This window comes from Glutamicibacter sp. MOO4 (assembly GCF_056934395.1).
In genome coordinates, this window is sequence record NZ_CM167800.1 from 3,214,804 (window position 1) to 3,227,996 (window position 13,193).

The window sequence follows — 13,193 nt, forward strand, 5'->3', positions numbered from 1 at the left end:
CTTCCATTCTCGTGAAGGCCTCGACTTTTTATTGATTTATGACATGCCTGTGAGCTGTGGTGTTGGGTTTAGGTATCTACACTCTGAATTCGGAAGAGCCTCTTTCGTTGATCGAATATGGGGGAGCTATGGCTTCGACACAAAAATGGTTAGCGTCAATATCGACGGTGCTAGGTTCGTAATTGAACAAACGATAGAGCAGGATGACTGAGCAATGAACGACGAGGATGCGCCAACGACGAAGAAGAAGCTCCAGTTAAATGGACCTGAATCTGAGAGAAACGGAATCCTTGTATCCAGAATCATGCTGGCATCCGCGATTATATCTTCAATTATTGGTGTCGCAGGAATGATACTTATTCCGTTTGACACTGTGCTCGAAAATGTAGGTCGACAAGGCGCTAACATCGGCCCATATGCATTTATCTTATTACCGATTGGTGCATTTATGATCTATAAACAGTTAAGAAAAGGGGTTATAGAGAACAGAGCGAAAAATGACGATGCGAAGACTTCGATCGCAATGCTGAACACGGGAACAGTGTTTGCTTGCTTGTTCGCTTCGCCATTCGTTCTAGGTCAACTTGCTTTCTTGCATGGCTTTGCAGTTGTTGCGGGTCTTTGGTGATTCGTTTTTGCGAACCAAAAGTCACAAATTGAATCTCGTCTGATTTTGCCGGGAACGAATTCGACGTGGACCTGGAGAGCTGTCAATCATACAGGGCGATATACCTGATAATTATCTGAGTAATATGCTCGTGCTTCCACCTTTGAATCGTCTCAGGTTTGTGCCATTTTCTTTTCAAAGAATGGGTAGCAAGCCCACACAGTACACCTCTGAAGTTGAGATCCGCGCAGTGGCCAACGCCTTGGAATGCTTTGACCGGTATAAGTCCGTCTACGCAACCTACGCAGACATGGCACTAAAGCTGAACGTCGGCAAAGAAACCTTGTGGTGATGCGTCATTCCAATGCACTTTGCTAGACCAGCCATTTTCTGTTTGGCGGGTGGGACCGTTCAGCATTGGCCGCGACTGGGTATGTGCACCTCGTAGATACCAAGCTGAAGAGGGGCAGAATCAGGGGCTCTAATCCACTGGACGGAAAGTATTCAGAGTTGCCGAGCGGCCAAATTTCATTGAAGCATTCCTCGAGTACCAATCGGCTCCAAAGATCCATTCGCTGCCAGGGTCAAAGGACGCAGCGAGCTCTTCAGGCGTGGCAAAGCGTTGGGGCAGTCGCTCGATTAGGACCCTGCCACAGTTGGTGGTGTGCACGATAACGTAGTGGTCACTGCTGTATCGGGAAGTTCTGTGGGTACGGTCATCCGAGGCTGGCGAGGCGTACTCGACTTTGCACCTAATATCTTGACGGTCCAAATTATTGAGAAAAAGATTCCCTACTAGATCACCCATGACGAGTATCAAGCACACAACACCAAGGCATGCGCCAACTACCTTAATCCCATGGCCTTTTGCTTCCCAGAATTTGGTCCACCACTTGTGCAGCGATCTGAGCATTTCTAGGACTTTTGTCTTCATGCTTTGCGTTGGCCACCAAATCAATTTTGAGATTGCTACTGCCAGTAAGCCTATCGGTTGGTTTCCATATCATCTGTTGAAAGCCATCAAGGGCCAGTCTGGCTCGACAGACAGTCAACCGAAACATCAGGTCAAGTCTCATTCAGAAATATGAGGGCATTCTCATCCAGTTCTACTTTTGTCTTCATTCTGTTCACCTACAGTTCACCTAGAAGAGATCATCGCCTCACGCTTTTTGAAAGGGATAAGAATGTTGTCTTTCTGGACAGGACTAGCTTCAAACGTCATTGGTATTACCGTGCTGGTGTACTTCGTATACTTCCGCCGCCACTTCCGCCGAGACCTTGTTCTTGCGTACATCGCGTTGAGCATGGGCATCTTTGCGGTCACCTTGCTACTTTCAGGCAGCGGGGCAGGCATGGGACTAGGCCTAGGCCTCTTCGGCATCCTTTCAATCATTCGCCTGCGGTCTGACACCCTGACCCAGGAAGAAGTTGCTTACTACTTCATTTCGCTGGCTATCGGTTTGGTCAACGGACTACACCCAGACCCAGCCTGGCTTGCTCCGTCTGCCACCGCGGCTCTTGTACTGGTGATGTTTGTAGCTGATCACCCGAGCTTTGCCCCGCGCACCGAACGCCAAACCGTCACCTTAGAAAAGGCCTACCCGAAAAAGGCCGAACTACAGGCAGCGCTTGAGCAGCTATTAGATGCCAAGGTTTTGCGCACCGTAGTTATTGAGCTGGATATGGTTCGAGATCTGACCATCGTTGACGTCCGGTTCCGTACTAACGCTGGCGCCTCAGCGAAGACGGCGGACCATCCTGGAAATGCAGAGTCCTTCCCCGGAACTTACGAACTGGCCAAGGGGCAGACGCCGTCCTCGGCTTCCTCCGTACAGAACGGAGCCAAGCAGGAGACGTGGTCCTAATGACTGTGCTTGATAGTCGCAGCCACACAGCAAGGGCAACAACGGCCCGTGCTGCACTGGAAGAAGCCGTTGCCTACCGAGAACCAATCAGCTTGGACGAAGTGGTGTCCGAGGCTGCTTTGCAGACCCGTGTTGATAAGAAATTTCTGCTCACCCCTGAGCAGTTCACCGCTTTGTCAGAGCATCTAGGTGAGAAGTTCAAGATCATGCAGATTGATGGTTTGCGTACCTTCCGGTACGAATCCGTGTACTTCGATACCGAGGACTTTGACCAGTATCGGGCTCACCGCCAAGGGCGGCGCAGGCGTTATAAGGTTCGTTCGCGAACCTACGCTGACACCGGACTGTCGATGTTTGAGATCAAGACCAAGGGCTTGCGCGGGGCAACGGTGAAACATCGGATCCAGCAGGATCTGGATCAGGCCGGAGCGCTGACCGAAGATAACCTGCAGTTCCTGGAATTCGTGCTGGAGAGCGAATACGGTCAGCAAGTCCCTGAACTGCAACCGGTGCTGGACAGTTCTTATACCCGGGCGACCTTCGTGAACCCGGTGGATTCTGAACGCCTGACCTGCGATGTCGAATTGGAATACGCCAATTCGGGTAGGAAGATCAACGGACCGGATTTGATCGTGGTTGAGACCAAATCTGCTGATGGACGTGGGGCTTCTGACCGTGCGCTTGCAGGGTTGGGCATTAGAGAAGTATCCATGTCCAAATACTGCATCGGCGTGGCTCTACTGAATCCGCATCTTCCGGCCAACCGGTGGAGCAGATTATTGCAGCAGAACTTTGTCCCGGACCCGACCCTTCGCTAGGCCGCGCACCGCGAGCTATTTTGAGGTGGCTAGCCGGTAGCCAAAACCTCGCACGGTTTCAAAGCGTGTTGAGCCGAGCTTATTGCGAAGGTACCGCACATATACATCAACCACGTTGGAACCGGGATCAAAATCGTAGCCCCAGACTCGGGAGAGCAGCTGCTCACGGCTGAGCACCTGACCAGGGTTGCGTAAAAAGGCCTCGGCCAGAGCAAATTCGCGAGCAGAAAGATCCACTTCCGTTGAGTTCACGGTGACCCGTCGGCGCAGCAGATCCATGTGCAGATTTTCATGGCTCAGTGAAGAGACTTCAGGAGCATTGTCTTCGGTCCGCAAGCGTAAGCGGACCCGGGCTAATAGCTCATCAAAGTGGAACGGCTTGGCCATATAGTCATCGGCACCATTTTGCAGTCCGGCTACGGTATCTTCGACACTTCCGCGCGCGGTCAGGATGATTACCGGGGTAGAGATCTGCGCTGCGCGCAGTCGTCGTAGGACCGAGAAGCCATCTTCATCTGGTAGGCCTAAATCCAAGATGATCAACTCGTGCTCACCATCGAGCGCTTGAGTGAATCCCTCGTGCCCGGTCTCAGCGATGGAAGAGGTCAGCCCAGCAGCCCGTAGTCCCTTGGCCACAAAAGAACTGATGCGCGGTTCATCTTCAACGATCAATATTTGGCTCATGATTCCTTATTTCCAGTCGACAGCGGCAGATCAATGTAGAACGTGGAACCCTTGTTTGGCTCCGAACTTACCCAGACTCGTCCACCGTGAGTTTCGGCGATGGCTTGCACAATATTTAGTCCCAAACCGGATCCGGAAGAGCGGGCAGAATTCTGTCCACGTCCGAAGCGTTCAAAGATTCGTTCCAGATCATCGGGGTGAATGCCAAGGCCAGCATCGGAGACCCACCAACGCAAGGTAGTTTCACCCTGCCCGTTGCGCAGGATCTCGTTGCCTAACGCAATACGGCTATCGTCCTTGGAGAATTTCACTGCGTTAGCGCATAACTGCAGCATGGCCTGGGTCAGGCGTATCGGGTCCAGCCTGACCGTGGCCTCGGTGCGGTAGTCGATACGCCACTGGCGTTGGCCCAACCCACGAGCCTTATCCAGAATGTCATCAAGAAGCTTGCCCACCTGGACCGGCTCAATCTGCAGGAAGTCCGTACGGTTGGATTTGGCCAGGGTCACCAGATCATTGATCAGCAACGACATTCGGCCCAGCTCATCCATGGCAATATCGCGGCTCTGTTCTACATCTTGTGGGTCCGCAGGATCCATGAGCTCTAGATGTCCATTGATGATGGTCACCGGGGTGCGAAGCTCATGTCCCACATCGTCCAGTAGCTGGCGTTGGGCTTTGAGCGCACCTTCAAGACGGTCAAGCATTTCATTAACGGTGACGGTCAAGTCCGCAAATTCGTCATTGCCGGAGACCTCAATGCGCTGGGAAACATCGGTTTCGGAGATCTGCTGAGCGGTTGTTTGCAATCTTCGAATCGGCTCCAGCATCCGGCCCACAAGCAACCAAGCGGCTAAAGCAGCAACAAGTATGACCGAAGCACCCACGGCACTGTAGATCATGAAATTCCGGTCATTGGCAATGGCTTCGGCCGAGTAGTCGTAGGCCAAAACAAAAGAACCGTATTCGTGGTCCGCCGGCAAGCTGACCGGAACAACAACCGCACGATAGGTGGCGATATCCGTTTTTACCGTGCCCAGGCGGATGTGGTTGCTTTCTTGTACCTGGAAGGCCCATTCCAGGAATTCGGGGTCATCTTCCAACCGGGTGCCCACGATATCCGGTGCCGTCCAGCGAACCTCTTTACCAACGAGGGAGACCATTCCCTGTTTAGGCGAGGGCAGGGTGCGCTGCATGGCGATATAGAGCAGGTCTTCGGCGTGCTCAAAACGTTTCATGGTTCGCGGGTCCACGCCGGTTTCGGTCAGGACACCGAATTCTTTGACTGACCGGGAGAGTGATTCATCCAGACGTTCATTAAGTTCGTGGCGTTGCACGGCGAAGCTCGCCGCTCCGGCGGCCACAAGCGCCAAGCCGACCAAGAGCAACATGCCGGTGAGCACACGAGCGCGAATGGACCATCGGCGTTCGGGCGCTTTAGTCATCGTCATCTACGTCGTCGGCCTCATCGTCATCATCATCAGACTCGTAATCGTCATCATCGTCGTCGTCATCGTAGTTTTGGTTGCCTGATGGAGGCAAAGGTGTGACGGTTTTTTTAGGCGGAGCGGGAGTCACAGGTTTTGGTTTGGGCTTTGGCGTCGCGGTGGGCTTGGGCGAAGGTTTCTTGGTAGAGCTACTTGGCTTGGGGGTAGGTCTAGGCGTTGGTGTTGGTTTGGCCGTTTTGGACTCTGCTGGAGTGGATGAGGGGGTTGGTCCTCGGGGTGCATCGGTGGTGGGGGACGGCGAATCTTCCTTGAAGATAAACCCTTCGCCTAGATCCTGATCGGAGGGGCCACCTAGTGCACGGCTGATTCCAAATGCTCCTAGACAGATGAGCGCTACAACAGCGATCGAAGCCACGACGCGGCGCAATGTTTCCTTTCCCATGCCACTCATTGTTCCGGACGCAAATGAGATCTAGATGAGAGATGCCACTTGAGGACGCTGAGGGCAGGATTAGCGTAGATGCTCAAAGATGATCACTGTTTGAGTTGAAGAAAACGCTCTGTTTGATCCCAGATGCGTAGCGACAAAAGTACGCAGATCATCGATGCTCCGGGTGGCTACTCGAACCAGTAGATCGGGGGAGCCACCTAGGACAAAGACTTCTTTAACTTCGGGCAGTTCTTGCAGGGACTTCGCCGAAGAAAGCAGTCGGTCCCGGGCGGCTGGAGAAACGAGTACAGAGATCATCGCATTGACCGTGACACCAAGGAGTTTTTCGTTGATCGCTGCGTGGTATCCGGTGATGATGCCAGCGGAGGATAAGGCTTTGACCCGGCCCAAGCAGGTAGAAGGAGCCACACCAACCTTGGCAGCGAGAATGTTGTTGGCAATCCGGGCGTCTTTGCTCAGTTCCGAGAGGATCGCTAGGTCGGTGGCATCAACGCGAACAGGATTCGGAACGGCATCACCTTGCACCGTCCAGAGGGAATTATCCACGGGTATCTCATCTCATTCTTTATCAAAGTTCGAATTTGGTCGCATGATCTCGTGTTTGATTCTACGATGTCTACAGCGTAGAGAACTGAAATCTTAGGAGCACAATGCCTGCCGAGCTGACCCGCCAATCTTTAGCCCAGCTGGATGAGGCGGATCCCTTAACCGCTTTTGGGGATCGTTTCATCTTGCCTGAGGACACCATCTATCTGGATGGAAACTCGTTGGGTGCCCTTCCCAAGGGGGCATCAGAACGAGCAGCCCAAGTGGTCAGCGAAGAATGGGGCCAGGGGCTGATTCGTTCGTGGAATACTGCTGGCTGGTTCGATTTGCCACTCAAATTCGGCGACAAGCTAGGCAGCCTACTTGGTGCAAAGCCAAATGAAACTGCCATCACGGATACGACTACGTTGAACCTGTTTAAGGCGTTGGCCTCAGCCTTGCGCACGCAAAAAGCTGACGCTCCTGAGCGCCGGGTGATTCTGACCGAACGAGATAATTTCCCCACCGATATCTACATCGCCGAAGGTCTGGCTGACCTGGTCAACTCGCTGTCGCAGGAGACTGGTGTCGCTTATGAAGTGAAGCTGATTGATGACGAGGCTTCACTGCGTGCCGCATTGGACGATACCGTGGTAGTAGTAGCGCTGTCGCACGTCAATTACCGCACCGGTGCCATGTGGAACATGGATGAAATCACTGCGGCGGTTCATGCTGCTGGTTCGCTGGTTATCTGGGATCTGGCCCATGCCGCCGGTGCGGTACCGGTAGATCTGAACGCAGCAGACGCTGACTACGCGGTGGGTTGCACCTACAAATACCTCAATGGTGGACCAGGCTCACCGGCCTTCATCTGGGTTAATGCCCGCCACCATGAACGTTTCTGGCAGCCACTGTCGGGTTGGTGGTCCCACAACAGGCCGTTCGAAATGTCCCAAAGCTACACCCCTGCCAATGACATCCGCCGATTCATGTGCGGTACCCAGCCAATGACCTCACTGGCCATGGTTGAAGTAGGGCTCGATATTGCCATAGAAGCAGATATGGCTCAGCTGCGTGCCAAGTCGCTGGAGCTCGTGGACCTGTTCATCAACCTAGTTGAGACGCGATGCGCTGGCTACGGACTGGAACTGGTGACCCCACGAGAGCATGCCGCACGTGGTAGCCACGTGAGCTTCCGCCACGAACACGGTTATGAAATCATTGCGGCGCTCATCGACCAAGGAGTGATCGGGGACTACCGCGAGCCTGAGGTCCTGCGCTTTGGCATTACCCCGCTGTACCTAACGCGCACCAATATTTGGGATGCCGTGGAGAAACTGCGTGAAATTCTGCACACCGACTCGTGGCAGCGCGAAGAGTACGCCGTACGAAATGCCGTGACCTAACCGGGAAAGCGGTAGCCACTACTTTGGGGGGCTCTAGACTCTGGCCAGCAATGGCCAGAGTACGCTTATACGCAGCACGGTATGTTCTGATGCCGTGCTGTTTGTATGAGATTTGAAGGAGCATTGTTGGGCAAGCAGCCGGTACGCGCCACTGACGTCGGGTCGGGGCTGAAAAAATCACTGACCCCTGCGCAGATGTCCATGATCGCCCTGGGCAGTGCCATTGGCACCGGACTTTTTGCTGGCAGCAAGTTGGCCATCATGATGGCTGGCCCGTCGGTAATCCTCAGCTACGTGATCGGTGGTGTGGTTGCCTTGCTGGTCATGGGTGCGCTCGCCGAAATGACGGTCAAGCAGCCGGTGGCTGGATCCTTCGGCGTTTACGCTGAACGCTATCTGGGTCGATTTGCCGGATACCTGACCAAATATTTGTATTGGTCTGCACTGATCTTTGCGGTAGGCACCGAGGTTAGCGCGGTAGGCGAATATATGCAGTACTGGTTCCCACAGATTCCCGGACTGTGGTGGGTAGCCATTTTCTCCGCCGTGCTCCTAGCGGTGAACTTCTCCAGCGTGAAGATCTTCGGAACCACCGAATACTGGTTCTCGGCTATTAAGGTTTTTGCCGTCCTTGCCTTCATCATCATTGCCCTGTGGCTGGTCTTCCATAATTCTCAAGATCAGTTTGGGGTGCATAACTACAGCGCTGAAGGCGGATTCTTCGCCAACGGATTGTTTGGCACCTGGAGCGCGGTGATTGTTGCGATCTTCTCATATATGGGAATTGAAGCCATCTCGATTGCCGCAGCCGAGGCTCACAATCCAAAGATTGCGGTGCGCAAATCCTTCAAGGTTTCCTTTCTCAGGCTCTTGCTGTTCTACGTATTCACCATGGCTCTGATCCTGGCGGTGGCACCAACCAGCGAACTGATTTCCGGTGGTTCACCCTTTGTCACGGTGATGTCCCAAGTTGGTATTCCCTTTGCTGATTCCGTGCTGAATTTTGTGTTGATCATTGCTGCGCTGTCGGCCATGAACGCACAGCTTTATGCCGCCACACGGATGTTGCATTCTCTAGCTGACTCGGGCCACGCGCCACGCATGGCTTTTCGGACTAACCGTTCCGGGGCGCCGATTCATGCGGTGTGGATGTCTGCCGGCGGCATTGGAGTCGCAGCTATTGTTTATGCGCTGGTTCCGGATGGAGGATTTGGCATCATGCTGTCCTTGGCCACCTTTGGTGCCTTGGCCACGTGGTTCATGATTCTGATAACCCATGTGTCCTTCCGTCGCAGAGTGAAGAAGGAGCAGGTGGTTTTGGAGTACAAATTGCCTGGATATCCAACTGCGTCCATCTTGGGTGCTCTGTTATTGGCGGCGCTGCTGGCGACTTCCTTCTTTGTTCCTCAGTTCAAGTACACCTTGATCTTCGGCGTGCCATTTGTTGTGGTGATGTCAGTCTTGTACTGGGTGGTCTTTGCTAGAAAGCCAAAGCAGGACACCCTCTAGATTTCGGTAATTCGAACTTCCAACGCCAGCTGTGAGTTGAGTTGGATTGGGCGCTGAACCGAGTGTAACTACCGTTGAATAACGGAGCTGGCACTAAGATCGTAGGGTGCCCGCTAGTTGGTAGGCGCAACGATTCTTCAAGGAGCGATAGTGGCCAAGTTGTATTTCCGCTACGGAGCAATGAATTCTGGCAAGTCCACGAGTTTGCTTCAGGCTGCTTTCAACTATGAAGAACGTGGCCAGCGCATCCTGCTGGCCAAACCGGGTGTTGATACCAAGGGTGAGAACTCCATCGTTTCGCGACTGGGGATCAAGCGCATCACGGACTTCACCATTGGGCCAGAGGATAACGTCCGGGAGCAGTTCGCAGCCCAAAGTTCAGGGGACGACCCAGATGCATTGCTCACCCATGTAGATGCTCCACCCGTGGCCTGCCTTTTGGTGGATGAAGCGCAGTTCTTGTCGAGCGAGCAGGTTGATGACTTGTTGCGTATCGCGGTGCTGGATAACGTACCGGTCTTGGCTTACGGCATTCGCACTGACTTCCGCACCCATGCATTCCCTGGGTCGGCACGCTTGATGGAGCTTGCCCACTCTTTGGAAGAGCTGAAGACCATTTGCCGTTGTGGACGCAAGGCCATGTTTAACACCCGACGGGTCGGCGAAGCTGTGGTCTTTGACGGGGATCAGGTAGCCATTGATGGCGAAGACGTTTGGTACGAATCGCTGTGCGCCTCGTGCTACCTCGAAGCCTCCGGCGGGAAACTCAGCTAACACTCGATGCGATGGGCTTCTTGCAAACTATGTAAGTGAAGAAGCTCCCTTTTGCCGCAGCAGAGTCCGGGAGCCCGCAACATTTACAAAGCCAGAGGCCGGTGCCAGTTGCGTTTCTTCAGAATTCAGTATAAAGCTATTTTCCCAGCGGTCAGCTAATCAATCCCGCAACAGCCCGTTGCAGTCCCCAGTCGAACCCATCCGCTAATGGTGCATCAACGTCCAATTGCACGAGGTTCTGTCGGAAGGCAACAGACCCCAGGATGTGGTTGAGCAGTAATTGTTGTCCGTGGCGGGCCTGCTCGGTGGAAAGCCCTGAAGATTCCAAAAGGTCACGCAACTGCAATACTGGCGCCAATTCGGTGACTTGCATCGCGGTGGCAACTTCGATGACTTCAGGGCTGTCTTGTATCGGCAATAACGCGAGATAAAGGCGGCGCGAGAGTTGAAGAATCGCATCTGCAGGAGCGCTAAAATCTTCAGCATTAACCGAGAGCTGCGGGGTATTAAGCAGCTTGGCAGCCACCTGAGCTAGCAGTTCCTGCTTGTTCTTCACATGCCAGTAGAGAGCCCCAACTTGAACATCCAGCTCTTTGGCCAAACGACGCATCGACAAGTCAGCTAACCCGAATTGCTGCAGGATAGTGACTGCGGTGTCCACCACCGTATTTTGGGTCAATGCCATAATTCCAAGTCTAGCCTCCGGAACCCTTTGACTCTGGAGGTTAGCTGTTGATGAGCTCTGGAAGTATGCCGGAAACTTGCTCGTGCTGCGTAGCTAGGCGCTGAATCAACATGCGGAGCTGGGTGGAGGCAGTCTGCGGATGTTCCGGGTGCCATTGCACGGCGGTCACTGGCGCTGACTCATGAATGACGGCTTCAATAATGTCATCGGTGGACATGGCAGCGATTTGCAGACCTGTGCCCAATTCGTGAATGGCTTGATGGTGCGTGCACTTGTGGCTGGTCTTGGAAGATAGATCTTCCTGAAGCTCAGTGCTGATCGAGTCCAGACGGGTATCAACAAATGGATCGCTGCCGGTGCTGCGGTGAGCATCTGCGTTCTCCAGATGTTGAATCAAAGTGCCACCCAAAGCAACGTTTAATAACTGCAACCCTCGGCAGATTCCCAACAGTGGGGTCTTGGTAGTGATGGCATGCTGGATAGCTGCGATCTGGTTCCGATCCGCTGCAAGCTCATGATAACCACCGCCCGGGTAAGCAGAGCTGCGACCATACAGCGAAGGTTCAACATCTTCACCACCCATGATGATCACGGCGTCAGAAGCATCAACAATCTGCAGCATCTGCTCGACGCTCAGATCATTACAGGGCACTAAGGACGCATTGTGTCCGGCATCGATGATCTGACCTACAGTGTTTTCGTTGAGCTCATCAAGTTCCGTTTGGAATTGCGGGTTGTGGGGACGAGACTCACGAATGTGCAGGACCGAAAAATTCAAAGGTGCCAAGACTAGCTCCAACTATTGCGTTTAGGGCCAATGAAGCTGGCCCGTAAAGGTTGATACAACCCACGCTACAAGTTGCGGATTTCGCAGTGGAATCAGAGGTGTTTCCTACGCGTTTCCACAAGTTCATCTATAGCGACTGACTAATAAAGCCACGTCGGAGCCTAATAATTGCCATTCAGAATATCTTTGACGTGGCCTGCGACCAAAAAGAAGTCAGTAGATGACCACGCTTTTACAAAGAATTCACACCCTTGATATTTGATCCGTGAAACGAAACATTGTGTTGCTTATTAGAAACGGATTCGAAAGCGAAGCGGAACCTGGCCTCGATAGTTTGAAGTTGCTCGCAAACACAAACTTCGAAAGGGGCGCCCATCATGGAAGCCGCTGACATGGCTTGGCTCCTGGCGGCATTCGCCATGGTCCTGCTGATGTTCCCAGGACTGGCAATGCTCTACGGTGGCATGCTCAACGGACGCAATGTCCTGAACATGATGCTGATGGTGCTCAGCGCATTGGCAGTGACCGGCGTTGTCTACGTGGTCATCGGCCATGGCCTGGTTCTAGGTGATTCGCTCGGGGGCGCAGGAATCATCGGGAATCCTTTCGAGTACACCTTCTTCTCCGACTTCATGACCGACGACGAGGCTGGCGGCACCTTCTGGGGCGCGTTCTACATCCTCTTCGCCGCGATCTCCGTAGCACTGGTCGCTTCCGGCGCCGCCGGGAGAATGAAGTTCGGCGCCTGGCTGGTCTTCGTGGCCTTGTGGGTCATCTTGGTCTACTGCCCGCTAGGACACTGGGTCTTTGCGCTGGATAACCCAGAAACTGGGGCCGTCGGTGGATGGATGCGCAACAAGCTGGGCTTCCACGATTTTGCTGGTGGCACCGCGGTGCACATGAACGCTGGTGCCGCAGGTCTGGCCCTGGCTGTGGTTTTGGGCAAGCGCAAAATGAGCCCGGGACGACCACATAACTTGCCGCTCATGTTGATCGGCGTGGGTTTGATCGCTACTGGCTGGATGGGGTTCAACGGCGGCACCGCCGGCGGAGCGAACTTCATGGCTCAGTACGTCATTCTCACCACTTTGCTGGCCCTGTGTGGTGGCATGCTGGGGTTCATCACGATTGAACGTGTTCGTGATGGGCATGCCACCATGCTGGGTTTGGGTACCGGCGCCATTGCCGGAATGGTCGGCATCACCCCGGTGGCCGACGCTGTGGGACCAATTGGTGCCATCATGGTGGGTTTCCTCGCCGCAGCAGCTGCCGCGTGGGCCATTACCTGGAAACGACGTCACCAGATTGATGACTCATTGGATGTCTTTGCGGTGCACGGCATTGCCGGTATCACCGGTTCGCTGTTTGCAACCTTCTTCGCTAACCCCAAAGCACCCGGAGAAATGGCAGGGATCTTCTTCGGCGGCCACTTCAGCGAGCTGGGCCACGAGCTTATCGCCATTGCTTCCACGTTGGTTTACAGCTTCGTCATGACCTTCGCCATCGCTTGGGTGATGAATAAGATTTCGCCAATCCGCGTCAGCGAGGCCGAAGAGGAAGCTGGTTTGGATAACTCCATCCATGCTGAATCCGCCTACGACAGCCGTCAGCTTTAGCCACCTGCAAAGAAAGGC

General features: G+C 53.8%; 14 protein-coding genes. 8 read left to right on the top strand and 6 right to left on the bottom strand.

Annotated features, from left to right (window positions below):
- The first annotated feature begins 214 nt into the window (after positions 1–214).
- The 4 genes from AC1Z3F_RS15055 (at position 215) to AC1Z3F_RS15070 (ending at position 3,290) form a co-directional block, all read left to right on the top strand.
- Positions 215–628: a hypothetical protein gene (locus AC1Z3F_RS15055; RefSeq protein WP_131090624.1), complete on the top strand. Its 414-nt coding sequence runs from the start codon at positions 215–217 to the stop codon at positions 626–628.
- Positions 629–809: 181 nt separating this feature from the next.
- On the top strand, positions 810–959 hold the full coding sequence (locus AC1Z3F_RS15060) for a hypothetical protein (RefSeq protein WP_165477399.1): 150 nt from the start codon (positions 810–812) through the stop codon (positions 957–959).
- Positions 960–1,791: 832 nt separating this feature from the next.
- A complete protein-coding gene (locus AC1Z3F_RS15065; protein WP_131090623.1) occupies positions 1,792–2,472 on the top strand; it encodes a DUF4956 domain-containing protein in 681 nt (226 codons plus the stop codon).
- Complete coding sequence (locus AC1Z3F_RS15070; protein ID WP_131090622.1) at positions 2,472–3,290, top strand: polyphosphate polymerase domain-containing protein; 819 nt, start codon at positions 2,472–2,474, stop codon at positions 3,288–3,290. The genes AC1Z3F_RS15065 and AC1Z3F_RS15070 overlap by 1 nt, the downstream gene beginning before the upstream one ends.
- A gap of 15 nt (positions 3,291–3,305) precedes the next feature.
- On the opposite strand, the gene AC1Z3F_RS15075 is transcribed toward AC1Z3F_RS15070, so the two are convergent.
- The 4 genes from AC1Z3F_RS15075 to AC1Z3F_RS15090 form a co-directional block, all read right to left on the bottom strand.
- A complete protein-coding gene (locus AC1Z3F_RS15075; protein WP_131090621.1) occupies positions 3,306–3,974 on the bottom strand; it encodes a response regulator transcription factor in 669 nt (222 codons plus the stop codon).
- Positions 3,971–5,419 carry a sensor histidine kinase gene (locus AC1Z3F_RS15080; protein ID WP_483566176.1) on the bottom strand — a complete coding sequence of 483 codons (1,449 nt, stop codon included), beginning with the start codon at positions 5,417–5,419 and terminating at the stop codon, positions 3,971–3,973. Before AC1Z3F_RS15080 ends, AC1Z3F_RS15075 begins: the two co-directional genes overlap by 4 nt.
- Positions 5,412–5,864, bottom strand: coding sequence for a hypothetical protein (locus AC1Z3F_RS15085; RefSeq protein ID WP_483566177.1), 453 nt, complete (start codon positions 5,862–5,864; stop codon positions 5,412–5,414). The genes AC1Z3F_RS15080 and AC1Z3F_RS15085 overlap by 8 nt, the downstream gene beginning before the upstream one ends.
- A 69-nt stretch (positions 5,865–5,933) precedes the next feature.
- On the bottom strand, positions 5,934–6,419 hold the full coding sequence (locus tag AC1Z3F_RS15090) for an Lrp/AsnC family transcriptional regulator (protein WP_242632613.1): 486 nt from the start codon (positions 6,417–6,419) through the stop codon (positions 5,934–5,936).
- 104 nt (positions 6,420–6,523) lie between these two features.
- On the opposite strand from AC1Z3F_RS15090, the gene kynU reads away from it, so the two are divergent.
- The 3 genes from kynU (at position 6,524) to AC1Z3F_RS15105 (ending at position 10,087) form a co-directional block, all read left to right on the top strand.
- On the top strand, positions 6,524–7,804 hold the full coding sequence (gene kynU / locus AC1Z3F_RS15095) for a kynureninase (RefSeq protein WP_483566178.1): 1,281 nt from the start codon (positions 6,524–6,526) through the stop codon (positions 7,802–7,804).
- A 126-nt stretch (positions 7,805–7,930) separates the two neighbouring features.
- Positions 7,931–9,313 (top strand): amino acid permease, encoded by a 1,383-nt coding sequence (locus tag AC1Z3F_RS15100; RefSeq protein ID WP_483566179.1) that lies wholly within the window; start codon positions 7,931–7,933, stop codon positions 9,311–9,313.
- Positions 9,314–9,463: 150 nt separating this feature from the next.
- Complete coding sequence (locus AC1Z3F_RS15105; RefSeq protein ID WP_131090617.1) at positions 9,464–10,087, top strand: thymidine kinase; 624 nt, start codon at positions 9,464–9,466, stop codon at positions 10,085–10,087.
- Positions 10,088–10,238: 151 nt separating this feature from the next.
- On the opposite strand, the gene AC1Z3F_RS15110 is transcribed toward AC1Z3F_RS15105, so the two are convergent.
- Together AC1Z3F_RS15110 and AC1Z3F_RS15115 are read right to left on the bottom strand one after the other, a co-directional pair.
- On the bottom strand, positions 10,239–10,772 hold the full coding sequence (locus AC1Z3F_RS15110; RefSeq protein WP_131090616.1) for a TetR/AcrR family transcriptional regulator: 534 nt from the start codon (positions 10,770–10,772) through the stop codon (positions 10,239–10,241).
- A 40-nt stretch (positions 10,773–10,812) separates the two neighbouring features.
- Positions 10,813–11,559 (bottom strand): gamma-glutamyl-gamma-aminobutyrate hydrolase family protein, encoded by a 747-nt coding sequence (locus tag AC1Z3F_RS15115; protein ID WP_165477396.1) that lies wholly within the window; start codon positions 11,557–11,559, stop codon positions 10,813–10,815.
- 377 nt (positions 11,560–11,936) lie between these two features.
- On the opposite strand from AC1Z3F_RS15115, the gene AC1Z3F_RS15120 reads away from it, so the two are divergent.
- Positions 11,937–13,175 (top strand): ammonium transporter, encoded by a 1,239-nt coding sequence (locus AC1Z3F_RS15120; RefSeq protein WP_483566180.1) that lies wholly within the window; start codon positions 11,937–11,939, stop codon positions 13,173–13,175.
- Positions 13,176–13,193: the final 18 nt, after the last annotated feature.